The sequence below is a fragment of the Streptomyces sp. NPDC032721 genome (assembly GCF_055579625.1).
On the sequence record NZ_JBVIMX010000016.1, the window covers coordinates 42,634 to 66,147 of the forward strand.

18 protein-coding genes and 1 pseudogene are annotated in these 23,514 nt (G+C 71.0%); 4 read left to right on the plus strand and 15 right to left on the minus strand.

All coding sequences use genetic code 11. The annotated features are described in order from the left end of the window. Positions 1 to 47 precede the first annotated feature (47 nt). The 10 genes and pseudogenes from ACZ5PB_RS29895 to ACZ5PB_RS29940 form a co-directional block, all read right to left on the minus strand. Positions 48 to 800, minus strand: coding sequence for a hypothetical protein (locus ACZ5PB_RS29895; RefSeq protein ID WP_468695381.1), 753 nt, complete (start codon positions 798 to 800; stop codon positions 48 to 50). Then, the gene (gene wecB, locus ACZ5PB_RS29900; RefSeq protein WP_468695382.1) at positions 800 to 1,996 is read right to left on the minus strand and encodes a non-hydrolyzing UDP-N-acetylglucosamine 2-epimerase; all 1,197 of its coding nucleotides are present in this window, start codon (positions 1,994 to 1,996) and stop codon (positions 800 to 802) included. The genes ACZ5PB_RS29895 and wecB overlap by 1 nt, the downstream gene beginning before the upstream one ends. Positions 1,997 to 2,343: 347 nt before the next feature. Next, positions 2,344 to 3,753 (minus strand): phosphomannomutase/phosphoglucomutase, encoded by a 1,410-nt coding sequence (locus ACZ5PB_RS29905; protein ID WP_468695384.1) that lies wholly within the window; start codon positions 3,751 to 3,753, stop codon positions 2,344 to 2,346. 106 nt (positions 3,754 to 3,859) lie between these two features. Continuing rightward, positions 3,860 to 5,527: an FAD-binding oxidoreductase gene (locus tag ACZ5PB_RS29910; protein ID WP_468695385.1), complete on the minus strand. Its 1,668-nt coding sequence runs from the start codon at positions 5,525 to 5,527 to the stop codon at positions 3,860 to 3,862. Between the two features lie 385 nt (positions 5,528 to 5,912). Then, positions 5,913 to 7,112 (minus strand): annotated as a pseudogene (locus tag ACZ5PB_RS29915) (MFS transporter); the annotation flags it as partial. Then, a complete protein-coding gene (locus tag ACZ5PB_RS29920) occupies positions 7,113 to 7,736 on the minus strand; it encodes a sigma-70 family RNA polymerase sigma factor (RefSeq protein WP_468695386.1) in 624 nt (207 codons plus the stop codon). It abuts the pseudogene before it with no gap. A gap of 52 nt (positions 7,737 to 7,788) precedes the next feature. Beyond that, positions 7,789 to 8,586: an SDR family NAD(P)-dependent oxidoreductase gene (locus ACZ5PB_RS29925; protein ID WP_468695388.1), complete on the minus strand. Its 798-nt coding sequence runs from the start codon at positions 8,584 to 8,586 to the stop codon at positions 7,789 to 7,791. A gap of 190 nt (positions 8,587 to 8,776) precedes the next feature. Next, complete coding sequence (locus ACZ5PB_RS29930; protein ID WP_468695390.1) at positions 8,777 to 10,231, minus strand: MFS transporter; 1,455 nt, start codon at positions 10,229 to 10,231, stop codon at positions 8,777 to 8,779. Positions 10,232 to 10,337: 106 nt separating this feature from the next. Beyond that, positions 10,338 to 11,405, minus strand: a complete 1,068-nt coding sequence (locus ACZ5PB_RS29935; RefSeq protein WP_468695391.1) for a ParB/RepB/Spo0J family partition protein — start codon at positions 11,403 to 11,405, stop codon at positions 10,338 to 10,340. A gap of 281 nt (positions 11,406 to 11,686) precedes the next feature. Further along, entirely contained in the window at positions 11,687 to 12,655 is a 969-nt protein-coding gene (locus ACZ5PB_RS29940) for a UTP--glucose-1-phosphate uridylyltransferase (RefSeq protein WP_468695393.1), read from the minus strand. A 221-nt stretch (positions 12,656 to 12,876) separates the two neighbouring features. Between ACZ5PB_RS29940 and ACZ5PB_RS29945 the strand changes: the two genes are divergently transcribed. Continuing rightward, complete coding sequence (locus ACZ5PB_RS29945) at positions 12,877 to 13,362, plus strand: MarR family winged helix-turn-helix transcriptional regulator (RefSeq protein WP_468695395.1); 486 nt, start codon at positions 12,877 to 12,879, stop codon at positions 13,360 to 13,362. A gap of 46 nt (positions 13,363 to 13,408) precedes the next feature. Here ACZ5PB_RS29945 and ACZ5PB_RS29950 read toward each other — a convergent pair whose 3' ends face one another. From ACZ5PB_RS29950 to treS, 3 genes are read right to left on the minus strand one after another with little or no spacing between them, the layout of a single operon-like run. Beyond that, the gene (locus ACZ5PB_RS29950) at positions 13,409 to 14,053 is read right to left on the minus strand and encodes a DsbA family oxidoreductase (protein ID WP_468695397.1); all 645 of its coding nucleotides are present in this window, start codon (positions 14,051 to 14,053) and stop codon (positions 13,409 to 13,411) included. Beyond that, entirely contained in the window at positions 14,044 to 15,519 is a 1,476-nt protein-coding gene (locus tag ACZ5PB_RS29955) for a maltokinase N-terminal cap-like domain-containing protein (RefSeq protein WP_468695399.1), read from the minus strand. The genes ACZ5PB_RS29950 and ACZ5PB_RS29955 overlap by 10 nt, the downstream gene beginning before the upstream one ends. Continuing rightward, complete coding sequence (treS, locus tag ACZ5PB_RS29960) at positions 15,516 to 17,192, minus strand: maltose alpha-D-glucosyltransferase (RefSeq protein ID WP_468695401.1); 1,677 nt, start codon at positions 17,190 to 17,192, stop codon at positions 15,516 to 15,518. The genes ACZ5PB_RS29955 and treS overlap by 4 nt, the downstream gene beginning before the upstream one ends. Here treS and ACZ5PB_RS29965 point away from each other — a divergent pair. Further along, entirely contained in the window at positions 17,179 to 17,523 is a 345-nt protein-coding gene (locus ACZ5PB_RS29965) for a hypothetical protein (RefSeq protein ID WP_468695403.1), read from the plus strand. The two genes, treS and ACZ5PB_RS29965, sit on opposite strands and share 14 nt — an antisense overlap. Here ACZ5PB_RS29965 and ACZ5PB_RS29970 read toward each other — a convergent pair. Beyond that, positions 17,504 to 19,474, minus strand: coding sequence for an alpha-1,4-glucan--maltose-1-phosphate maltosyltransferase (locus ACZ5PB_RS29970; RefSeq protein WP_468695405.1), 1,971 nt, complete (start codon positions 19,472 to 19,474; stop codon positions 17,504 to 17,506). The genes ACZ5PB_RS29965 and ACZ5PB_RS29970 overlap by 20 nt on opposite strands. 36 nt (positions 19,475 to 19,510) lie before the next feature. Continuing rightward, positions 19,511 to 20,833 (minus strand): acyltransferase family protein, encoded by a 1,323-nt coding sequence (locus ACZ5PB_RS29975; protein WP_468695407.1) that lies wholly within the window; start codon positions 20,831 to 20,833, stop codon positions 19,511 to 19,513. Positions 20,834 to 21,032: 199 nt separating this feature from the next. On the opposite strand from ACZ5PB_RS29975, the gene ACZ5PB_RS29980 reads away from it, so the two are divergent. Together ACZ5PB_RS29980 and ACZ5PB_RS29985 are read left to right on the plus strand one after the other, a co-directional pair. Continuing rightward, positions 21,033 to 21,860, plus strand: a complete 828-nt coding sequence (locus ACZ5PB_RS29980; RefSeq protein WP_468695409.1) for a type 1 glutamine amidotransferase domain-containing protein — start codon at positions 21,033 to 21,035, stop codon at positions 21,858 to 21,860. A gap of 33 nt (positions 21,861 to 21,893) precedes the next feature. After that, entirely contained in the window at positions 21,894 to 23,513 is a 1,620-nt protein-coding gene (locus tag ACZ5PB_RS29985) for a thiamine pyrophosphate-binding protein (protein WP_468695411.1), read from the plus strand. The last annotated feature ends 1 nt before the right edge of the window (position 23,514 follow it).

Consider the following 23,514-nt stretch of genomic DNA (forward strand, 5'->3'; position numbering starts at 1 on the left):
TCCTGAAGTCCTGAAAGTCGGGGCAAGTGGGTGGGTGGGTCAGTGGGTCAGTGGGGGAGGGCGTGGTACTCGACTGCTAGCCAGACGCAGTCGGTGTCGGCGTAGTACTGGTGCCAGGGGTAGCGGTACGAGCCGTCGGGCGCGATGTCGCAGAAGGGGTCCGGGGTGGTGTAGCCCGGGCTCATCCGGAGGTCCTCGTAGAGGGTTGCGTGGTCCTGGGCGGTGAACTTCTGCATGCGGCCCAGGCCGTGCACCTGGGTGTGGACCTCGATGAAGTCGTGCTGGTTGTGGATGGCGCAGTCGGTGCCGGCCGGGGCGTACCAGAGGTTGAGCTTGATCTGGAACTTCCGTTCCTGGAGCGGCAGTTGACTGCCCGTCAGGAGGTGGTCGGGGTCGAAGGAGACGGTTCCTCCGTCGTCCTGGGGGCTCTTCCAGAGGGGGGTTTCGCGGGGGAAGGCGGGGAGCAGGTCTCCCAGCAGGTCCCAGCCCGGTTCGCCGACGATGCCGGCGACCGGTGCGTCCAGGTCGGTGTGCAGGAGTACGAGGGTGTCGGCCCGCTCGATGCGGGTGTCGCGCAGGATCGTCGAGGACAGGGGCGGGATGCTCTTGCGGGGGATCTCGGCGAGGTGGGCCGGGGTGGCACCGGTGTTGACGACGATGGCGGTGCCCCGGACGAGGTAGTTCTCGGCGTTGCCGACGAGGGTGGCGCGGACGTGGCGGCCGCTGAAGTTGAGGGGTGTCTCCTGGTTGGCGCGGGTGGGGGTGGTCGTCGTCGGGCGGGGGCGGGTGGGCGTACTCATCAGGCGTCCGCGTAGGCGGCGGTGCGGGCCAGGTCCACGACCAGGTCGTCGATCGGCATGGCCGGGACGAAGGGCGCGACCGCGGGGCCGTCGCCGAAGTGGTGGGCGATCGCGTTGACGGTGCGTTCGGTGGCGAGTCCGTCGCCGTAGGGGTTGGCGGCGTTGGCCATGCGGTCGTACTCGTCCTTGTTGCGCAGCAGTTCGGTGGCGGCGGTGACGATTCCCTCGGTGCTGGTGCCGACGAGGCGTGCGGTTCCTGCGACCACGGCTTCGGAGCGTTCGGTCACGCTGCCCAGTACGAGGGTCGGCTTTCCGAGGGCCGGTCCCTCCTCCTGTGCGCCGCTGCTGTCGGAGACGATGATGTCGGCGCGCCGCATCAGCTTGCTGAAGTTCAGGTAGGCCAGCGGGTCGACGACGGTGATGTTCGGGTGGCCGCCGATCCTGGGGAGCAGGGCGTCGCGGACCACGGGGTTGCGGTGCAGCGGTACGACGACCCTGACGTCGGGCTCCTCGGCGATCTCCACCAGGGCCTGGGCGATCTGGGGCAGGTGGGGCCAGGCCTCGCGGCGGTGGGCGGAGGCCAGGACGATGCGCCTGGGGTCGGTGTCGAGGTCGGCGAGAGCGGGGTCGCCGTAGGAGTGGGACTTGTCGGCGGCCCAGCGCAGGGCGTCGATGACCGTGTTCCCGGTGACGACGATGCAGCTCTCCGGGATGCCCTCGCGCAGCAGGTTGGTCTTGTTGCCCGGGGTGGGCGCCAGGTGCAGCGCGGCGATCTGGGCGACCAGCCGGCGGTTGCCCTCCTCGGGGAAGGGGGATCCCAGGTAGCCGCTGCGCAGGCCCGCTTCGACGTGGATGACGGGGATCTGGTGGTGGAAGCCGCAGAGGGCGGCGGCGAGGGTGGTGGCGGTGTCGCCGTGGACGAGGATCGCGTCGGCGTGGAGCTCCTTGAATATCTCGCCCAGACCGTTCAGCGAGCGGGAGGTCACCTGGGAGAGGGTCTGCTTGGGCGCCATGATCTTGAGGTCGATGTCGGGCCTGAGGTCGAAGGCCTCCAGGGTCTCGTCGAGCATCTGACGGTGCTGGCCGGTGGAGATGACGATGGGATCGAATCGGGGGTCGTCCTGGAGTGCCCGGATCACCGGTGCGAACTTGATGGCCTCGGGCCGGGTGCCGAGAACGACTGCTACGGAACGCATGGGTCTTCTTCCTTCAACTGTGGGGGCGGGCAACGGGAATTTCCGGGCGTAATCAATCAGGTCGGCAATTCGCATCCGAAGACGGTTTGGATGGAATCGACTTGGGCTTTTGTCGGTGCTTCTCAGTTCTTCTCGGTTCTTCTCAGTGCTTCTCGGTGTTTCTCAGCGCTTCTTGGGGGGCTTTCCGTTCCCCCTTCCGCTGATAGATATCTTTCCCGTGAGCTAGTTCTGCGTCAATTGAGCTAGGTGGGAGTTGCACACCCGGGAGGGGCCTGCGGTAAGCAGCCCGCGGGCATGAAAAAACCCCGTGCTCGCGGCGCGAGCACGGGGTTTGGGCAGGTCAAAAGCTAACTGCGGATGAGGGCGAGGACCTCGTCGCGGATGCGGGACATGGTGGTGGCGTCGCGTGCCTCCACGTTCAGCCGCAGCACCGGTTCGGTGTTGGACGGGCGCAGGTTGAACCACCAGTCGGCCCCGGAGGCGGTCAGACCGTCGAGCTCGTCGAAGAGGAGCCCCTCGCGGCCGTCGAAGGCCGCACGCACCGCTTCCGTACGTCCTGCCTGGTCGGCCACGGTCGAGTTGATCTCGCCGGAGGAGTGGTAGCGGTCGTAGCCGGCCACCAGCGCGGACAGCGGGCCCTCCTGGCCGCCCAGGGCCGCCAGGACGTGGAGGGCGGCGAGCATGCCGGTGTCCGCGTTCCAGAAGTCCTTGAAGTAGTAGTGCGCGGAGTGTTCGCCGCCGAAGATCGCGCCCGAGTTGGCCATCTCCTGCTTGATGAAGGAGTGGCCGACCCGGGTGCGGACCGGGGTGCCGCCGTGCTCGCGGACCACCTCGGGGACCGACCAGGAGGTGATCAGGTTGTGGATGACCGTGCCCTTGCCGCCGTTGCGGGCCAGCTCACGGGCCGCGACCAGGGCCGTGATCGCGGAGGGGGAAACGCCCTGGCCCCGCTCGTCGACCACGAAGCAGCGGTCGGCGTCACCGTCGAAGGCCAGGCCCAGGTCCGCGCCCTCCGCACGGACCCGTTCCTGGAGGTCCACGATGTTCGCCGGGTCCATCGGATTGGCCTCGTGGTGGGGGAACGTACCGTCCAACTCGAAGTACATCTCCACCACTTCGAGCGGAAGGCCCGCGAAGACGGTGGGCACCGTGTGGCCGCCCATGCCGTTGCCCGCGTCGACCACGACCTTCAGCGGCCGGATCGCGGAGAGGTCGACGAGCGACCTCAGGTGGGCCGCGTACTCCTGCTGGACGTCCTTGCGCCGGATCTGCCCGACGGGGGTGAGCGAGGGCGGCGGGCCGTTGCGCACCCAGCTCTCGACCAGCAGGCGGATCTGGGTCAGGCCGGTGTCCTGGCCGACCGGGGCGGCGCCCGCGCGGCACAGCTTGATGCCGTTGTACTGGGCCGGGTTGTGCGAGGCGGTGAACATCGCGCCCGGCAGGCCGAGGGCGCCCGACGCGTAGTACAGCTGGTCGGTGGAGCACAGGCCGATCTCCGTGACGGCGGTGCCGTACAGCGCCGCGCCCTGGGCGAAGGCCAGCGCCAGGGCGGGCGACGAGGGCCGCATGTCGTATCCGGTGACGATCGCGTCCGCCCCGGTGATCTGCGCGAAGGCGGCGCCGAAGAGGCCGGCCAGGGCGTTGTCCCACTGGTCGGGGACGACGCCTCGGATGTCGTACGCCTTCACCAAGGGGGTGAGGTCGATCTCCGGCGGGGCGGCGGGCAGCGGGGCGAGGGGCAGGGGCGTGCTGGGCAAGGGGGTCCTCCGTGGGGTACGGGCCGGGCGAGCAGGGCAAGAGCAGGGGGTACGGCAACGGGCGCGCCCCGCGTGAGTCACGAGGGGCGCGCCCGGTGCGTACGGGTCAGCGGCGGGGCAGCTCGACGGAGAGCGAGTGGCGGAAGAAGTCGGTGGGGTCCCAGCGCTTCTTCACCTGCTGGAGGCGCGGGTAGTTGCCCTTGTAGTAGAGGGTCTGCCAGGGCACGCCGGAGGTGTTGTGGCGGGGGTCGGAGACGTCCCGGTCGGGGTAGTTGATGTAGCAGCCGTCCGTACGGTCGTCGATGACCGGGACGCCGCCCGTCTTGGCGAAGAAGTCCTCGTACAGGCCGCGGGCCCAGTCGAGGTGGAAGTCGTCCTCGCTCTCGTCGGCCCAGAAGGTCTGGAAGCACATCTTGAAGATGGAGCTGCGCTGCGCGTTCGCGGTGGCGTCCGGGGCGAGGGCGTTGACCTGGCCGCCGAAGGAGAACAGCACGAGCATGGTGTTCGGGTTGTGGAAGTCCGGCCGGGACATGTGCTTGTAGAGGGCGGCGACCTGGTGGTCGGTGAAGTTCTTCCGCATGTACCCGGACTTGTGGGCGCCGCGCGAGGTCGGGTTGGTGATGGTCGGGTTGTTGGTGCCGACCAGGCGGGTGGCCTGGAGCCACGGCAGGTGCTGGGGGGCCAGGAGTTCGGGCATCGCGGGCAGTTCGCCGTTGGCCTTGGCGAGGGCGGTGGGCGTGACGCCGGTGCCCGCCAGGATCGCCTTGAGGTAGTCGTCCAGGAGTTGCCGGGCGCCGGGGACGGTGGCGTCGACCTGGGTGAACATGCCCATGCTGCCGTGTGCCTTGGCGCTGACGTTGAACAGGCTGCTGAGGTGGCGGTACTTGGAGTCGGGGGCGCTGTGTGCCTCGTGCCAGGCGCCGAAGTTCTTCAGCAGCCGGGTGAACCTGGCCTCCGTCAGCTGGTCCCAGGGCAGGTCAATCGCGCTGACCAGGACCGTGGACGGCGGGGATATCAGCTGGTCCTCGGGGCGGCTGCCGGTGGCGCCCGGGGAGCGGAAGTAGTACCGGGTCACCAGGCCGAAGTTGCCGCCGCCACCGCCGGTGTGGGCCCACCACAGCTCGCGGTTCGGGTCGTTGGCCTCCCGGGTGGCCAGTACGGTGCGGGCCTTGCCGCGCTCGTCCACGACCACGACCTGCACGGCGTAGAGGTGGTCGGAGACCAGGCCGTGGGCGCGGGAGAGGAGGCCGTAGCCACCGCCGGCTATGTGGCCGCCGGCGCCGACGCTGTAGCAGATGCCGCCGGGGATGGTCACTCCCCAGCCCTTGTAGAGGGCCTCGTACACGTTCACCAGACGGGCGCCCGGCTCGACGGTGAAGGCGCGGAGTCCGGCGTCGTAGCCCACCTCGGTCATCTCGGAGAAGTCGAGGATCACCTCGATGTCGGGGTTGGCCGTGAAGTCGGCGAAGCAGTGGCCGCCGCTGCGCACCGATATGCGCTTCTTGGCGCGGAAGGCCTGCTCCAGGGCGCGTTCGGCGTCCGCCGACGACTTGATCATTTTTACGTAGTCGGGGCGGGCCACGAAGCGCTGGTTGTTGCCGCTGGTGAGCAGCGGATAGCGCGGGTCACCGGGCTTGACGGTCGCCCCGACCGCGGCCGGGCCGGATCCGGTGGGGGCTGCCACCGCGGTCTTGGCCACAAGACCGGAGACGGCAACGGTGCCGGCGACCGCAGCACTGCGGCCCAGCATTGTCCGGCGAGCGACACCACTCATCGTCAGAAACCTCGAATTCTCGAATCGGCTGCGCGGAAGGCGCGGAGGAGGCTGGGCACGGGGTCGGGCGGTCGTACGGTCATACGCGGGCGTGCGTCGGTGCTGGGGGTGCGGTGGGATCGGCGGATGCGGGGGACCCGGCGGGGGTAGCGGATGCGGCGGGCTCGGCGGGCGTGGCGGGCCCGGCGGGCGTGGCGGGCCCGGCGGGCGTGGCGGGCGTGGCGGGCCCGGCGGGCGTGGCGGGCGTGGCGGGCCCGGCGGGCGTGGCGGGCCCGGCGGGCGTGGCGGGCGTGGCAGGCGCACCAGACCCGGCGGGCGCGGCGGACCCGGCGGGCGCGGCAAGTGCGGCGGACCCGGCAGGCGCGCCGGGCATGCCAGGCCCGGCAGGTCCGGCGGCCGTGGTGGGTTCTGCGGGCGCGTTGGCGAGTGTGCGGCGTTTGGCCGGGCGGCGGTCGAGCAGGACGGAGAGCAGGGCCACGGCCAGGCCCGCGGCGGCCAGTAGGGCTCCGATCCAGTTCGGGGCGGTGTAGCCGAGGCCGTTGCTGATGGCGAGGCCGCCCAGCCAGGCGCCGAGTGCGTTGCCGAGGTTGAAGGCGGCGATGTTGGCCGCCGAGGCCAGCGCCGGTGCGCCTTCGGCCTTGCGCATCACCCGCATCTGCAACGGCGGTACGGTCGCGAACCCGATGGCGCCGAACGCGGCGAGGGTGAGGGCGGCGGGCAGCGCCGCGTGCACGGTGAACACGAAGATCACCAGGATGGTCGCGAGGGCGGCCAGGATGAGGCAGAGGCTGCGCATCAGATTGCGGTCCGCGAGCCGCCCGCCTGCCATGTTGCCCACGCACAGCCCCACGCCGAACAGGACGAGCAGCCAGGTCACCGCCCCGTCGGAGAACCCCGCGAGCCCCGTCATCATGGGGGCGACGTAGGTGAACGAGGCGAAGACACCGGCGAATCCGAAGGTGGTGGTCAAAAGTGCCAGCCACACCTGCGGCGAGCGGAAGACGGCGAGTTCGCGGCGCAGACCGCCGCTGTCGTCGCGGGGCTGGTGCGGCACCAGGGCCATGATGCCCAGCAGGCCGACGATTCCGAACGCGGTCACCACCCAGAAGGTGGAGCGCCAGCCGAAGTGCTGGCCGAGGAAGGTCCCGAGCGGTACGCCGAGCACGTTGGCCACGGTGAGGCCGGTGAACATCAGGGCGATCGCGCCGGCCTTCTTCTCCGGTGCGACCAGTCCGGCCGCGACGACGGAGCCGATGCCGAAGAACGCGCCGTGGGTGAGGGCCGCGACCAGACGGCCGGCCATGAGCAGGCCGTAGGTGTCGGCGAGCGCGCACAGCAGGTTGCCCGCGATGAAGACGAGCATCAGGGCGCCGAGCATGGTCTTGCGGGGCAGCCGGGAACCCGCCGCGGTCATCAGGGGGGCGCCGACGACGACTCCCAGGGCGTAACCGGTGACGAGCATGCCCGCCGAGGGGATCGAGACGCCGAAGTCCCCGGCGATCTCCGGCAGCAGGCCGACGATGACGAACTCGGTGGTGCCGATGCCGAAGGCGCCGAGGGCCAGGGCCACGAGGGCGAGGGGCATTCAGACCGTCTCCTTGGGCTTGTTGGTCTTGCCCCGACGGCCGGCCGGGCGGCGCTCGGAGCGCTCCTCCAGCAGGCTGCGCAGGCGTCTGCGGCCGCGGTGCAGCCGGGAGTTGACGGTGCCGCCGGGGATGCCGACCAGGGAGGCGATCTCCTGGTAGGGCAGGCCCTCCACGTCGGCGAGGTAGACGACGGTGCGGAAGTCGTCGGGTATGGCGCGCATGGCCGAGCTGAGGTCGGGGTCGGGGATCCGTGCCAGGAGCTGTTCCTCGGCGGAGGGCAGTCCGCCCGAGGTGTGGGAGGCGGAGCGGGCGAGCTGCCAGTCGTCGGCCTCGGGCATCGGGACGTACCTCGGCTCGCGCTGCTTCTTGCGGTGGGCCGTGAAGTGGGTGTTGGTGAGGATGCGCGACAGCCAGCCCCCGAGGTTGGTGCCGGGGCTGAACTGGTGGAAGCCCCGGTAGGCCCTGGTGTAGGTCTCCTGCACCAGGTCCTCGGCGTCCGAGGGGTTGCGGGTCAGGCGCAGGGCGCGGGCGTAGAGGTCGGACTGGTGGCTCAGCGCGTCGCGGGCGAAGCGCGCCGCGCGCTGCTGGTCGGTCTCTGCGTTGATCGTCGTCGTGTGCGTCATCGGTGTCCTCGCGCTCCGTTACGTCCGCTGCGCCCGCAGGGGGCCTGGCCGCTCAGATCTGGCGCAGGGCGCCGCCGTCGACCGCCCATTCGGCGCCGGTGACCTGTCCGGCCAGCGGGGAGAGGAGGTAGGCGATGACGCGGGCGACGTCGTCGGGGGTGCCGATCCGGCCGCTGGGCAAGGCGCGTACTTCGCGTACGAAGTGCTCCACGGCGTCGTCCGGCGACAGGCCGAAGCGTTCGGCGAGCTGTTCGGCGAAGCCGCCGGGGGCGTCGAACAGGGCGGTCCTGGTCGGTCCCGGGGAGACGATGTTGGACCGGATGCCGCGCGGGGCGAATTCGGCGGTGAGCGACTTGGAGAGCGACAGGAGTGCGGTCTTGGTGGCCGCGTAGTCGGCCAGCGGGAAGTCGGGGAAGCGTGCGGCCTCGCTGGCCAGGTGGACGATGCTGCCCCGGCCCTGGGCGAGGAGGGCGGGCAGCGCGGTCCTGGTCATGCGGACCAGCGAGTGGAAGTTGAGTTCGAAGGTCTCGCGCCACTGGTCGTCGGTGATGTCCAGGAATCCGGTGCGGGACTTGAGTCCGCCGACGTTGTTGACCAGACCGTCGAGCCGCTGGTGGCGTTCCAGGACGGTGTCGACGACGAGCCGGGCCGCGTCGGGGTCGGTGACGTCGGCGGCGACGGCGGTGACGGTGCCGTCCGTGCCCTCGCCCAGGGCCTCGATGCGGTCGGCCTTGCGGGCGACTCCCACCACGGTGGCGCCCTCGGTGGCGAGCAGCCGCACGGTGGCCGCGCCGATTCCGGCGGAGGCACCGGTGACCAGGAAGACCTTGTCGGCGAGTTGCAGGTCCATCGGAGGGTTCCTTTGCGTGTACGGGGGGGTGCCCGGGGCACCGGTGGCGGGCGCGGGGGGGGGGAACGGGAGGAGCCGGGTAAGGCGGCGGTGCGTGGACGACGGGGGGGGGGACGTGCACGCACCGCCGGTCAGCTGCCGAAGCGGTACGGCACTCGGGGGCGAGCCCTCAAGTGCCGTACAGCAGGGGCTAGTTGAGGGCCGACTCGCGCTTCTTCCCCTTGAGGAAGACAGCGGCCGCGGCGACACCGATCAGGACGATGGCGGTGTTGATCAGAACGGCGAGGGAGACGCCGTCCAGGACGGCACCGGGGCCGGTGTTCCCCGCCATGTGCCCGGTGGCGATCGCGCTCATGATCGGCGTACCCATGGTGATACCGATCTGCTGGGTCATGGTGGCCAGACCGGTCGCCATGCCCTGCTCGCTGTCCGGCAGTCCGGACGTGGCGGTCACCATGAACCCGACGATGACCAGCATGTTGCCGATGCCGCCGAGGAAGGTGCCCACCAGCAGGAGCCAGATGAACGACCGCTCGTCACCGAGGAAGAACAGTCCGAAGGTGGCGGCGGCCTGGAGCAGGCCACCGAGGATCAGCGTCGACTTCGTGCCGATCTTCCCGATCACCTTCGCGGCGACCATGCCGCCGATGACCGTGCCGACACCCAGCACACCGAAGGACAGGCCCGCCGCGAGCGGCGAGAAGCCCAGTACTTCCTGGAGGTAGAGCGTCATCAGGAAGACCAGCGAGGTCTCGGTGATGAACGCGATGACACCGGCCACGTTGCCCCAGGCGACCGTGCGGCGCTTGAGGACCGACACCGGCACCAGCGGCGAGGCGGCGTTCTTCTCGATCGCGTAGAAGATCAGGAGCAGCACCACACCGACGGCCAGCGAGATCAGCGTGACGGGCGCGCCCCAGCCGTGCTCACCGGCCTGGGTCAGACCGAAGACCAGGGCAAGGAGACCGACGGTCACCGCGACGGCGCCGGGCAGGTCCAGCTTCGGGCGGACGGTCGGCTTGGACTCCTTGATCACCGCGGGGGCGATCAGCAGCACGGCCAGCGCCACCGGCACGTTGATGAAGAACGACCAGCGCCACGACAGCAGGTCGGTCAGTACGCCGCCGAGGATCGCGCCGGTGGTGAAACCGGCCGACATCAGCGCGCCGTTGAGGCCCAGCGCCTTGTCGCGCAGCGGGCCCTCCGGGAAGGAGGTGGTCAGCAGCGAGAGACCGGCGGGGGTCACCATCGCCGTCGCCAGACCCTGCGCCACACGGGCGATGAGCAGCATCTCCGGCGAGGTGGCGAGACCGCCGACCAGCGAGGAGACGCCCAGCAGGGCCAGGCCGAGCAGGAACAGCCGGCGGCGGCCGAAGAGGTCCGCGATCCGGCCGAACAGCAGGGTGAAGCCCGCCGCGCAGAGTGCGAACGAGGTCGCGATCCACTGGAGGTTCGCGAGATCGAAGCCGAGCCCCTTGCCGATGACCGGCAGGGCCACGTTCAAGATGGAGAAGTCCACCGCGAGCATGAACTGCGCCACCAGCAGCACCACCAGTACCAGGCGCATTCGCCCGGTCATCTTCGTGGGATCGGGCGCCTTCCCTCCGCTCCGCGCTGCTACTGAAACCTCTTCGATCACCGACATGGAAAGCTCCCTCATCTGTTGTTCACTGGTTCATTCGCAGAGCTCTCCTCACACCGGTGCCGACGGATCGGAACCGGTGGAAAGAAAGCGAAGTGCTGCGCGACTGCTACGTGGGGTTGGTCCGCTGGGTTTTTTCCGCGAATTCCTGCCATGCCGTAGCGCATTCCATGGCCGCCGTGGCGACCAGGCCTGCCCGGTGCGGGGGGACGGCTTCGGCTATGCGCCTCCATTGAGCGGGGAGGTGCATTTCCAGCAGCCGCAGCAGCAGGCGCCCGGCTTCCGTCTGGCGCAGGGACGGGTCCCTGCGCAGACTCGCCACGGCCGACGCCAGGTCGACCGCCGTGCCGCCGCCGGTTCCCCGCGCGGCCGGGCCGGGGGTGCCCGTCGCCGCTCGGGGCGCCGCCGTCGGCGCCGCTGCTCCTGGACTCGCTGTTCCTGGCCTCGCCGTACCGGGCGTTGCCGGTGCGGGCCTTGCCGCTCCTGGCCTCGCCGGTGCGCGCAGGGCCGGGGGGACCGGGTCCTCCCCGCGCGCGATACGGGCGCGTACGTCACGCACCGTGCCGGGTGAGATGCCTGCCTTACGGGCTATGTGCCGCAGGGAGGCGTCGGGTTCCTCGCTCAGCAGCCGGCCGGCGGCCCGGCGGCCGTTGGCCGAGTTGACGGGCCGCAGTCGGCCGTCCTGCCCCACGCGTACCGCGGGCCCGGGGTTCTCCCCGGCACTCCGGCGGCGCAGGGCCCCTATGGTCTTGGGGTCGAGCCCCGCCACGGAGGCGATGGCCCGGTCCGACCACTGCGGGTGGGTGATCATGATGCGGGCCGCGGCCGCGGCCCGCTCCGCCAGGGTCAGCGGCAGACCGTGGGCCATGTTGGACCGCACGGCCACGACATAGGCCTCCTCCGGTGTTCCGTCGAAGAACCGCGCCTCGATGACGTCCTGTTGGCGCATCATCGCCGCCCGCACGCGGTGCATGCCGTCGATGACCCGCATGGTGGGCCGGTGCACGAGGATCGGCGCGAAGCCGCCCGATGCGCCGAGGGTCCGCGCATGCTGGAGGTTCTCCCCCATGCGCGGCGAATCGGCCGGCAGCAGGGCGCCGACGGGTACTTCGTACACGGTGTCCGAGTCGGATGCCCCGCCCAACTGGCGTACGGGTACGGCGTGTTGTACGTCCATGTGCGGCACACCCCCTCAGGTGTCGGTGTGGACAGATGGTCCGTCGCGCCCGGTCGTACGGAGCGGCCCGGCGCGACTCTCCGAGATTACATAACGAACGCTATTTTCTTTCGGCGGGAGCCAACTCCGCCTACGATCTGGGCAAGTTGCCGAAATCGCCGGCCCGTACGGCGCCCTCCGGCACGGCACTCGCGGGCACGGCACCCGCAGGCACGACGCCCCCGGGCACAGCACCTCCCGGCCTGTGCAACCGCGGGAGATTCCCCGGTTGCACAGTGCGCTCACGCCACGGGTACGAGCGTGCTCCGGTCCACCTGCACCGGCACCGTCGCGTCCTGGGCCACGAACTCCCGCAGCCACTGCCGGAATTCGGGCCCCAGGTCGTCGCGCTCCCAGGCCAGGCGCACGGTGGCGCGCAGGAAGTCGGCGCGGTCGCCGGTGTCGTACCGGCGCCCCTTGAAGATCACCCCGTGCACCGGTCCGGTGTCCGCCCCGTCCTCGGGGGCGGCCGGGGCGGCCAGTTCCTGCAAGGCGTCGGTGAGCTGGATCTCGCCGCCGCGCCCCGGCTCCGTACGGCGCAGGACGTCGAAGATCTCCGGGTCGAGCACATAGCGGCCGATGACCGCGTAGTTGCTCGGGGCCGTCCCCGCGTCCGGCTTCTCGACCAGCCCGGTGATGCGTACGACGTCGTCGTCCCCGCACGTCGACGGCGCGACGGCGGCGCACCCGTACAGATGGATCTGGGCGGGGTCGACCTCCATCAGGGCCACCACGCTGCCGCCGTGCCGCGCGCGGACCTCGGCCATCCGGGAGAGCAGCGGGTCCCTGGGGTCGATGAGGTCGTCGCCGAGCAGCACCGCGAACGGTTCGTTGCCGACGTGCGGTGCGGCGCACAGCACGGCGTGCCCGAGTCCGCGCGGGTCCCCCTGGCGCACGTAGTGGATGTCGCCGAGCTCGGAGGGCTCGCAGACCCGGGCGAGCCGGTCCGCGTCGCCCTTGCGCTGGAGGGTCGCCTCCAGTTCGTAGTTGCGGTCGAAGTGGTCTTCCAGCGGCCTCTTGTTGCGCCCGGTGATCATGAGGATGTCCGTCATTCCCGCGGACGTCGCCTCCTCGACCACATACTGAATGGCGGGCTTGTCCACCACGGGAAGCATTTCCTTCGGGGTCGCCTTGGTGGCCGGGAGGAAACGGGTTCCCAGACCGGCGACGGGAACAACTGCCTTGGTTATACCGACAGACGTGTCATTCATGGGAATTACGCTAGGAGCCGACCCGCACGACAAGGAAGCATTTCCCCTTACGGAACTCCTACTTCGGCAATTCCGTTCCGGTCCGTTCCGGTCTGTTCCGGCCTGTTCTGGTGCCACCGTGTTGGCCCCGTCTAGACTGCGCTGACCCTTGGCGTGGATCACCGATCCATCAATCCAGCGATCCAGCGATCCATCGGGGCGGACCGGGAAAGCGAGTGCACGTGGCGGCTGGCGCAGGCGCGGGACGGGGGCACGGCCTTGCGCCGGCTCCCTCCGCGGAGTTGGCCGAGCTGGCGTCCCGGCTGTGCGCGTCGATGGACACCACCATCAACGGCCGGGCCGCCGAGTACGGTCTGACCCGCGCGGACTACGACGTCCTGGCCGCGCTGCGCAGCTCTGGCCCGCGCCTGCGCCTCAAGCCGACGGAGCTGATGGCGCGCTGCCGGCTCTCCTCGGGCGGTACCAGCAACGTGGTGCGCCGGATGACGGAGTCCGGGTACGTGGTGCGCGAGGCCGACCTGTACGACGGTCGCAGCGCCTGGGCCCAGCTGACCGAGGAGGGGCTGCTGGTGTGCGCCCGTATCCAGGACGGCATCGACGCCGCCCACGACCGGCGGCTGGAAAAGCTGCCGCCGGGCGTGGTCGACGCCCTGTCCGCGCTGCTGGCCCAGGCGGTCGACGCGCTTGAGGCCGAAGAGGACGACTGACGTCCGGGGCCGGGGCCGGGGCCGGGGGGCGGGGCCGGGGCCTGCCTCAGACCCGGGCGCGGGCCCGCGCCCGGGGGCGCTTGCGCAGCGTCAGCTCCGACACGACCTCCCGCAGCCTTCCGGCGTCCGGTACGCCCTCGGACCGCCACGCGCCGATGACCAGCGTCGGCACCGTGTGGATCCGGTGTTCCCGACGGGCCTCCCGCTGCGCCGCGAGGTGCTCCTCGTCCGCCTCCGCGGAGAGTATCCGGGCATGGAACCGGGCCGGGTCCAGACCCACCTCGCCCGCCAGCTCGGCCAGGGTCACCGGGTCCTCGATGTCCCGGTCCTCGTGGAAGTACGCGTCGAAGACCCGGGTGTCGTAGGCGAGTTCGACTCCGTGCCGCTCGGCGTAGCGGTGTCCGTGCATGGCGGGCTGGGTCCGGGGCAGCCGGCCGGACGGGGGCCGGCTGAAGTCCAGTCCCAGGCGCGCGGCCATGGGCACCACGGAGTTCTCCCACACTCCCTCGGGGTAGTCCCGCTTGCCGCTCGCGGGGACGCCGCCGGGGTGCAGTTCGTAGGGCCGCCACCGGATGCGGACGTCCGGGTCCAGGCCGGTGTCGGCGATGACCTTGCTGGTCATCACGGAGAACGGGCAGAGGTAGTCGAACCAGACGTCGAGGGTCAGGGGTGTCAGCTGTGTCAGGGGCATCGGGGCTGCTCCTCGTCAGAGGGGTGGGACGTTCCGGTGAGCCGGGTGGGCCGGGTGAGCCGGGCGACGGCGGCGAGCGGCACATGGACCCAGTGCGGCCGGCCGCGTGCCTCGTAGACGGTTTCGTACAGGGCCTTGGAGAGGGTGTACGCGCGCAACAGGACCCGGTCCTCGCGCGGGTCGTGCCCGGCGGTGCGGGCGTATCCGGCGCAGAACGCGTTCTGCGCGGCGCGCACCCACCGGCGCCGGAGCGCGGCGGGCACGGCCGGGTTCTCCCGGGCGGCGAAGTGGGCGGCGTAGTCGAACGAGCGGAGCATGCCCGCCACGTCGCTGACGGCGGGGCGCACCGCACGGCGTTCCGCCGTCGGCGCCGAGGGCTCGCCCTCGAAGTCGGTCAGCAGCCAGTCGGACCCCGAGGGCCCTGAGCGTCCCGAGCGCAGGACCTGCCCGAGGTGCAGATCGCCGTGCACCCGCTGCACCCGCACGCGTGGTTCCGCTGCCACCTGCGCGTACACCTCCCGTACCGCCTGCTCGTGCGGGAGCAGGGCGGGCACCACGTGCAGGGCTTCGTCGAGTCCGGCCAGCAGTCGTGCCACCAGGGCGTCGAGGCCTTCCGCGGCCAGTTCCCGGGTGCCGAACGCCCCGGCCAGTGCGACGTGCACGGCCGCCGTGGCGCGGCCCATCCCGTACGCGTCCGCCGTGAAGCCGTCCCATGCGGGTGCCTCGCCGCCCAGCCGCGCCAGGGCCGCGCTCCAGCCGTCCTCGGCGCCGGGCACATAGCCCTGGAGCACGGCGTAGGTGACGGGCGCCCCGTGCATGGCTCCCTCCACCGCCCCGTGCAGGGGTGGTGTCGGGGCGCCGGGGACGCTCCGCAGGACGCGTTGCAGCTCCGGTTCGGGGTGGGTGCCGGTGTGCAGGCGCCGGTAGAACTTCAGGAGGTACTTGTCGTCGACCACGACGGAGGTGTTGCTCTGGTCCACGTCCAGCAGCCTGCTGGAGGCGGCCGGGGCGGCGGGCGGCCAGTCCCGCGGGGCGGACGGCTCGCTGCGGAAGGCGAGCGTGTCCCGGTCGGCGTCCTCGGCCACCAGTGCGAGCAGCGCACGCACCAGGCCGGTGTCCCCGAGTGCTTCGTAGACGACCACGTCGTCCAGGACCGCGATCACCCGGGGGCCGTGCGGCGGGGCCGTGGCCGGGCGGATGCCGACGGGCACCTGGTAGTACTCGTCGGCGCCGCCGTCGTCGAATGCCGTACGGGTGACCAGGATCAGCCCCTGCCGGGGGGTGGGGCCGGAGGCATCGGTGCCGGAGGCCTCGGTTCCGGTGCCCTCGGTGAACGGGCAGAGTTGCTCGATCGACGCATGTCGCAGCGGGCGCCCCTTGGCCGCGTACCAGCGCTGCCAGGGGAGCCACACCGCGAGCGCGCGCTCCAGGCTGTCGAAGGGGATGGACAGCCCGGTGGACGTCATCGGTTCTCGTCGGCCGGGCAGACGCAGAACCAGTAGAAGCCGTGGCCGCGCAGGGTGAGTTGGTAGGGCGTCTCGCCGATGGGGTGGAAGGGGGTCTTGCCGGTGACCTCCACCGGGACGATGCCCGCGAAGTCGCGCAGTTCGAGGCCCACCGGCTGCGGGTCGCGCGAGAGGTTGTTGACGCACAGCACGGTGGTGCGGTGTCCGTTCTCGTCCTCGTGCCGGCGTACGTAGGCGAGCACCGCGGGGTTGTCGGTGGCGATCTCCTCGAACTCGCCCAGTCCGAAGGCGAGGTGGCGGCGGCGGGCGGCGAGCATCCGGCGGGTCCAGCGGAGCAGGGACGCGCGGTTGTTGCGCTGGCTCTCGACGTTGACGGCCTGGTAGCCGTAGACCGGCCCGAGGTTGCTGGGGAGGGTCAGGCTGCCGGGGTCGCCGGTGGAGAATCCGGCGTTGCGGTCCGGGCTCCACTGCATGGGGGTGCGGACGGCGTCGCGGTCGCCGAGCCAGATGTTGTCGCCCATGCCGATCTCGTCGCCGTAGTAGAGGATCGGCGAGCCGGGGAGGGACAGCAGCAACGCGGTGAACAGTTCGATCTGGTTGCGGTCGTTGTCCAGGAGCGGGGCGAGGCGGCGGCGGATGCCGATGTTGGCGCGCATCCGGGGATCCGTGGCGTACTCCGCGTACATATAGTCGCGCTCTTCGTCGGTGACCATTTCGAGGGTGAGCTCGTCGTGGTTGCGCAGGAAGATGCCCCACTGGGCGGTGTCCGGGATCTTCGGGGTGCGGGCCAGGATCTCCGAGACCGGGTACTTGGATTCCTTGCGTACGGCCATGAACAGCCGGGGCATCAGGGGGAAGTGGAACGCCATGTGGCACTCGTCGCCGCCGCTGGCGTGTTCGCCGAAGTAGTCGGCGACGTCCTCCGGCCACTGGTTGGCCTCGGCCAGCAGGATGCGGCCGGGGTAGTGGTCGTCGATGAGTGCGCGTACCCGCTTGAGGAAGGCGTGGGTCTCCGGGAGGTTCTCGCAGTTGGTGCCCTCGGCGGCGTAGAGGTAGGGCACCGCGTCCAGCCGGAAGCCGTCGATGCCCAGGTCGAGCCAGAACTTCAGCGCGTCGACGATCTCCTCCTGGACGGCCGGGTTGGCGAAGTTGAGGTCCGGCTGGTGGGAGAAGAAGCGGTGCCAGTAGTACTGCCCCCGGACCGGGTCGTAGGTCCAGTTGGAGGTTTCGGTGTCGGTGAAGATGATCCGGGCGTCCGGGTAGCCCTTGTCGTCGTCGGCCCAGACGTAGTAGTCGCCGTACGGTCCTTGCGGATCGCTCCGCGACTGCTGGAACCAGTCGTGCTGATCGCTGGTGTGGTTCATGACGAAGTCGGTGATGACCCGCATGCCCCGGCTGTGGGCGGCGTCCAGGAGTTCGGTGAAGTCGCCCAGGGTGCCGAACTCCGGGAGTACGGACCGGTAGTCGGCGACGTCGTAACCCCCGTCGCGCAGCGGCGACTTGAAGAACGGCGGCAGCCAGAGGCAGTCGACACCCAGCCACTGGAGGTAGTCCAGCTTCCCGGTGAGGCCCTTGAGGTCACCGACCCCGTCACCGTTGCTGTCCTGGAAGGACCGGACGAGAACCTCGTAGAAGACGGCCCGCTTGTACCAGTCGGGGGTGTCGGACAGCATCTGGACACTGGGGGCGGCGGCCGGGGCGGGTCTCGCGGGCGGTGCGGGGGTCGTGGCCGGTGCCGGTGCTGATGTCGTGGCCGGTGCGGCCGGTGCGGCCGGTGCGGCCGGTGCGACCGGTGCGACCGGTGCCGCGGCCGGTGCGACCGGTACCGCCGGTGCCATAGGCGCCGTCAGTGCGGCCGGTGCGGCTGGTGGCGGAGTCGCGGCCCGTGCGGCCGGTGCCAGTGTCGTCCCTGGTGCGGACGGTGGTGGTGTTGCGGGTGTCTCGGCCGGTGCCCGGGTCGTGGCTGGTGGGGCGAAGTCCGTGCTCAACCGTTCCTCCAGGTGAAGATGCAGGCCGGGGCCTGTTCGGGGTGGATCGTGATGTTGATGAGGGGGCCGAGGTCGGTCTTTTCGCCGCGCAGCAGGTCGACGGCGTCGAACCGGTCGCAGGGCGCCAGGGTGTGGCCCTGCGGGCCGATCGGCGTCAGGTCGAGGGCGACGGTGCCCGTCTCGGTGCCCTCGGGGTTGAGGCTGACCACGCACAGCACGGTGTCGCCGCCGACGGGGTCGGTCTTGCTGTAGGCGATGAGGTGGTCGTTGTCGACGGGGTGGAAGCGCAGGGTGCGCAGTTGCTGGAGGGCCGGGTGGGCCCGGCGGAGCCGGTTGAGCTCGGTGATCCACGGTTGCAGCGAGCGGCCCTCGCGCAGGGCGCCGTCGAAGTCCCGGGGCCTGAGCTGGTACTTCTCCGAGTCCAGGTAGTCCTCGCCGCCGGCTTCCAGCGGGGTGCCCTCGTAGAGCTCGTATCCGCTGTAGAGGCCCCAGCTCGGCGAGAGGGTCGCGGCCAGGGTGGCGCGCAGGGCGAACGTTCCGGGCCCGGCGTGCTGGAGTTCCGCCGGCAGGATGTCGGGGGTGGTGACCCAGAAGTTGGGGCGCAGGAAGTCGGCCTTGGCGCGGAGCTCGGTGAGGTAGTCGGTCAGCTCCTGCTTGGTGTTGCGCCAGGTGAAGTACGTGTACGACTGCGAGAAGCCGCGTTTGGCGAGCCCTTCCAGCACGGCGGGGCGGGTGAAGGCCTCGGCGAGGAACAGCACGTCGGGGTCGGTGTGCTGGACGCTGCGGATCAGCCACTGCCAGAAGTCCGGCGGCTTGGTGTGCGGGTTGTCGACCCTGAAGACGCGCACCCCCCGGGAGACCCAGAGGCGCACGATGCGCAGGATCTCCGCGTAGAGGCTCTCGGGGGCCTGGTCGAAGTCGAGGGGGTGGATGTCCTCGTACGCCTTGGGCGGGTTCTCGGCGTACGCGATGGAGCCGTCGGGGCGGTGGGTGAACCACTCCGGGTGCTCGGTGATCCAGGGGTGGTCGGGGGCGCACTGCAGGGCGAGGTCGAGGGCGACCTCAAGGCCCAGGGCGCGGGCCTCGGCGACGAAGAAGGCGAAGTCGTCCGGGGTGCCGAGGGCCGGGTGCAGGGCGTCGTGCCCGCCGTCGGCGGAGCCGATCGCCCAGGGGCAGCCGACGTCGTCCGCGTCCGCGGTCAGCGCGTTGTTGCGGCCCTTGCGGCGGAGCTCGCCGATCGGGTGGACGGGCGGGAGGTAGACGGTGTCGAAGCCCATGTCGGCGATGCGCGGCAGTTCCGCGGCGGCGGTGCGCAGGGTGCCGTGGACGGGCCGCCCGTCGGCGTCCCAGCCGCCGGTGGAGCGGGGGAACATCTCGTACCAGCTGCTGAACAGGGCCTTCTGGCGCTCCACCCGGACCTGGTGGACCGGGCCCGGGGTGAGGAGTTCGCGGCACGGGGTGGTGGCGATCTGCGCGAGCAGCGAGGTGGTGAGGGCGGCGGCCCGCTCGGGCGCGCCGAGCCGGGTGTCGCGGAGTTGCGCGGCGGCGGCCCGGAACCGGGGGAGGTCGGCGGCGCAGCGGCGCCGGCCCATGCGTTCCAGGAGCCGGGCGCCGCTCTCCAGTTCGTTGTCGAGGTGCCGGATTCCTGCCGCGAGCTTCGCCCGCAGGCCCTGCATCCAGGTGGCCCAGGGGTCGCTCCAGGCGACGACCTGGAAGGTCCACAGTCCCTCCGTGTCGGGGACGACGGTGGCGTGCCAGCGGTCGCAGTCGGTGGTGCTCGGGGACATGGCGATTTCCTGCCGGTTCCCGTCGGGTCCGCTCCAGCACACGGTGGCGCCCACCGCTTCGTGGCCTTCGCGCCACACGAGGGCGGTGATCGGAAGGTGTTCGCCGACGACGGCCCTGGCCGGGTGCTCGCCCGCGCCGATCACCGGCGCCACTTCGTCAATTCCCAGGCGCCCGCCCATTGTTCACTCCCCTGAGTCGTCGACCGTGCAGGAGGATCAGCATTCGGTCTGGGGGGCGCGGTGGGCAAGGACGGGGATTTCACCCTGGCAAGTTGCCGAAGTCGGTGGTGGCGGTGCTGGAATTACGCACGGAGCGGTGTCCGGCCGACTTTCCTTTGAGGGGCTTTCCGCTGAGAGGGGTTCCGCCGGAAGGATTTCCGCTGAGGGGTTTTCCGGTGAGAGGCTTTCCGCCGCCCCGTATCGCGAAAGGGGCCTTTCCACCAGGACGTAAAGAATGCGGGCGAGCAGCAGGCAGAGGGCGAATGCGGCCGCTATGAGAAGGAATGCCACCGGGGTGGACCAGCTGCTTTCGGTGCCCAGCAGCCGGTGGCCGTGGACGAGGACCAGCCGGTGGACCAGATAGAACGCGAAGGAGGTCTCGCCGAGCCACCGCATGGTGCGCCCGGCGCACAGGCCGCCGCGCCCGGTGGCATCCGTGTGGGCCGCCGAGACGATCAGCACGGCGATCGGCACGATCGTGGCGGCGACCAGTCCGTACAGGTAGGGGACCAGGTTCGCCAGTACGTAGCCGGCGACGGCCGCGGCCCACGCGAGCAGTGGGTGCACCCGGATCCACCGCCCTTCGCGCAGGAGGCGGGCGAGCAGGATGCCGAGCACGAACTCCAGGGCCCGCACCGGGGGCAGGACGTACACGAACCAGTACTGCCAGAGCCCGGTGCTGCCGTCCGGCATGGCCACCGCGGGGTCGGCCGGCAGCAGCCCGGCGACCAGCGGCATGCACACGATGGCAAGGGTCACCGCTCCCGCCCACCACCACAGCCGGGCCGGGGCGATGCGGGACAGGGCCCGCCACAGCAGTGGGAAGGCCAGGTAGAAGAACAGCTCGCAGGAGAGTGACCAGCTCACCGGGTTCCCGCTGATGAAGATCTCCAGTTGCGGGAACCAGGAGTGCAGCAGCAGGACGTTGGGGATGATCTCGGCGGCCCCCGGGGCGGCCCCTGCGGTGACGAGCAGCAGGAACGCCGCGGCGGCGGTGACCAGGTGACTGGGCCCGATCTTGAGGATCCTGCGCCGCCAGAACCGGCGGGTGGTGTCCCGCTCGCGCGCCGACCAGGCCAGTACGAACCCGCTCAGGACGAAGAAGAACGACACCCCGGCCCAGCCCGCCTTGCCCAGCAGCGCGGCGACCGCCCCGCCCGTCTCCTCGTCCCGGAAGAAGCCCTCGAACGAGGCGTGGAAGGCGAAGACGAGCGCGGCCGCGACGAAGCGCAGCCCGGTCAGGGACGGCAGGACGGCGGGGCGGGCGGAGTTGGTGGGGGCGGGGCGGACGACGGCGGTCCGGACGGTGGTGGGGGCCATGGGAGGCACTCCTCTGCGGTGCACTACGGGACCCCACAGGGGACCAGCGAACGCCTGGGAAGTGCCCTGCCCGCCCGCGCCTTCGGTACGACTGGGGCAAGTTTCGACAGTCGCCCCGCGCTGGCCCCATCCCGTTGCCCGGCCACGTGGGAGGGGATTGACTCCTGATCACATCCGGATCCGACGGCAGGGAGAGCTCGTGTCACAACGCATCCTGGTCGTGCTGTCCGAGTACGGCTACTGGGGCGAGGAACTCGTGGGCCCGCTGCGGGCGTTCGACGCCCACGGCTACCGCACGACGTTCCTCACACCCACCGGGAAACGACCGCAGGCACTCCCGCCGAGCCTCGACCCGCACTACATCGACCCCCCGCTGGGGCGCTCGGTGACGACCCGCGACATGGCCGCCCTGGCCGGTGCGCTGGACGGGTCGAGCCGGCTGGACACCCCGCTCAGCCTGGCCGAACTCGTACCCGAGCGGCCGTACTTCAGCGCCCTGAACCACCTGCGCGACCTGGAGGACTACCACCGCAAGCTGGCCGCCGCCACCGAGGAGCTGCTGTCCGGCTTCGACGCGCTGGTCATCGTCGGGGGCAGCGGGCCGATCGTCGACCTGGCCAACAACGAACGGCTGCACGAACTGATCCTGGCCTTCGCCGCCGCCGACCGGCCGATCCTCGCCGAGTGCTACGGCGTCGCCGCCCTCGCCTTCGCCCGCGACCTCGAGACCCGCACCAGCATCCTGTGGGGCAAGCACGTCACCGGGCACCCCAAGGAGTACGACTACAAGGACGGCACCGGGTTCGTCGGCGTCGACTTCAACATGGGGCCGCCGCCCTACCCGCTGGAGTACATCCTGCGCGACGCCACCGGCCCCGACGGCGCCTTCCACGGCAACGTCGGCAGGCCCACCTCGGTCGTCGTCGACTTCCCCTTCGTCACCGGGCGCTCCACCCCGGACTCCGTACTCGCGGGCGAACTGCTCGTCGAGGTCCTGGACAACGGGCTGCGCCGCTACGGCTGGTGACCCGCCGTGCCGTACTTCTGTGAGGAGCCACTCATGCGTGCCAGGTCAGGGAACGCCGCCCTGTTCGAGCAGCTCGCCGCCGACGGTGTCAGCCACCTCTTCGGCAACCCCGGGACCGTGGAGCAGGGGATGCTCGACCTCGCGGACAAGAGCGGCACGTCGTACGTGCTGGCCCTGCACGAGTCCGTGGCCGTCGCGATGGCCGACGGGTACGCCCGTGCGGGCGGCGGCCCCGGCGTGGTCCAGCTGCACAGCGGGGTCGGTCTCGGCAACGGGATCGGCATGCTGTACCAGGCCAAGCGCGGCGGGTCCCCGCTGGTCACCCTGGTCGGGGAGGCCGGTGTCCGCTACGACGCCATGGACGCCCAGATGGCGGCGGACCTGGTCGCGATGGCGGAGCCGGTCACCAAGTACGCGACCCGGGTGCTGGATCCGTCCTCCGTGCTGCGGGTGCTGCGGCGCGCGGTGAAGGTCGCGATGACTCCGCCGCGCGGCCCGGTCCTGGTGGTGCTGCCCGCCGACGTCCTGGACGAGCTCACCACGGAGCCCGCGGTGGCCACCTCGGTCCCCTCCACCCGCACCATGCCCGCGCCCGAAGCGGTGGCGGAGGCGGCCGGTCTGCTCCGCTCGGGCAGCGCCCCGCTGATCCTGATGGGCGACGGGGTGGCCACCAGCGGCGCACAGCCCGAACTGACCGCCGTGGCAGAGGAGTTGGGGGCGGAGGTGTGGGGGGTGAACTCCTCCGAGGTCAACTTCGACACCACCCATCCGCTCTTCGGCGGCAACCTCGGGCACATGTTCGGCGCCGACAGTGCCCGGGTCGTGGGGGAGGCGGATTCGGTCCTGATCGTCGGCACCTATGTCTTCCCCGAGGTCTTCCCGGAGCTGGAGAGCCCGTTCGCGGACGGCGCCCGGATCGTGCACATCGACGCGGACGCCCACGAGATCGCCAAGAACTTCCCCGTGGACCTCGGCCTCGTCGCCGACCCGAAGCTCACTCTGGCCGCCCTGGCTGCCCGGCTGCGGCACGACTCCCCCGGCCGGGCCGAGACTCCCGCCGGCCGTTCCAGCGCGGTGCGCCCCGTGGCCCCGCCGTCCGACGGCTCCTCCCTCATGGATGCCTTCGCGGCCGAACTGGCCGCTCAGGCACCGCAGAACCTCGCCGTCTTCGACGAGGCACTGACCTCGTCGCCCGCGCTGACCCGGCACCTGCCGCCCCGCACTCCCGGCACGTACTTCCAGACCCGCGGCGGCTCGCTCGGCGTCGGCATCCCCGGTGCCATGGGGGTCAAGCTGGCCCGGCCCGACCTGCACGTGGTGGGCTTCACCGGGGACGGCGGAAGCATGTACACCATCCAGGCGCTGTGGACGGCCGCCCGGTACGACATCGCCGCCAAGTTCGTCGTCTGCAACAACGGCCGCTACCGGCTGCTCGACCTGAACATCGAGCAGTACTGGCGGGAGCAGGGCATCGCACCGCACTCCCCGCCCGACTCCTTCGACCTGTCCCGGCCCCACATCGGCTTTCCCGAACTGGCCGAGTCCCTGGGCGTCGCGGCGCTACGGGTGCGGACGCCCGAGCAGATCCCGGACGCGGTCCGCACGATGCTCGCGCACGACGGCCCCTTCCTCATCGACCTGCTCACCGCGTGAG

Excerpts from the sequence above, each read along its gene's own strand:
- ACZ5PB_RS29895 (WP_468695381.1), bottom strand. The coding sequence starts at position 800 with ATGAGTACGCCCACCCGCCCCCGCCCGACGACGACCACCCCCACCCGC.
- wecB (WP_468695382.1), bottom strand. The coding sequence starts at position 1,996 with ATGCGTTCCGTAGCAGTCGTTCTCGGCACCCGGCCCGAGGCCATCAAG.
- ACZ5PB_RS29910 (WP_468695385.1), bottom strand. The coding sequence starts at position 5,527 with ATGAGTGGTGTCGCTCGCCGGACAATGCTGGGCCGCAGTGCTGCGGTC.
- ACZ5PB_RS29920 (WP_468695386.1), bottom strand. The coding sequence starts at position 7,736 with ATGACGCACACGACGACGATCAACGCAGAGACCGACCAGCAGCGCGCG.
- ACZ5PB_RS29925 (WP_468695388.1), bottom strand. The coding sequence starts at position 8,586 with ATGGACCTGCAACTCGCCGACAAGGTCTTCCTGGTCACCGGTGCCTCC.
- ACZ5PB_RS29930 (WP_468695390.1), bottom strand. The coding sequence starts at position 10,231 with ATGTCGGTGATCGAAGAGGTTTCAGTAGCAGCGCGGAGCGGAGGGAAG.
- ACZ5PB_RS29935 (WP_468695391.1), bottom strand. The coding sequence starts at position 11,405 with ATGGACGTACAACACGCCGTACCCGTACGCCAGTTGGGCGGGGCATCC.
- ACZ5PB_RS29940 (WP_468695393.1), bottom strand. The coding sequence starts at position 12,655 with ATGAATGACACGTCTGTCGGTATAACCAAGGCAGTTGTTCCCGTCGCC.
- ACZ5PB_RS29950 (WP_468695397.1), bottom strand. The coding sequence starts at position 14,053 with ATGCCCCTGACACAGCTGACACCCCTGACCCTCGACGTCTGGTTCGAC.
- ACZ5PB_RS29955 (WP_468695399.1), bottom strand. The coding sequence starts at position 15,519 with ATGACGTCCACCGGGCTGTCCATCCCCTTCGACAGCCTGGAGCGCGCG.
- treS (WP_468695401.1), bottom strand. The coding sequence starts at position 17,192 with ATGCTGTCCGACACCCCCGACTGGTACAAGCGGGCCGTCTTCTACGAG.
- ACZ5PB_RS29970 (WP_468695405.1), bottom strand. The coding sequence starts at position 19,474 with ATGGGCGGGCGCCTGGGAATTGACGAAGTGGCGCCGGTGATCGGCGCG.
- ACZ5PB_RS29975 (WP_468695407.1), bottom strand. The coding sequence starts at position 20,833 with ATGGCCCCCACCACCGTCCGGACCGCCGTCGTCCGCCCCGCCCCCACC.
- ACZ5PB_RS29985 (WP_468695411.1), top strand. The coding sequence starts at position 21,894 with ATGCGTGCCAGGTCAGGGAACGCCGCCCTGTTCGAGCAGCTCGCCGCC.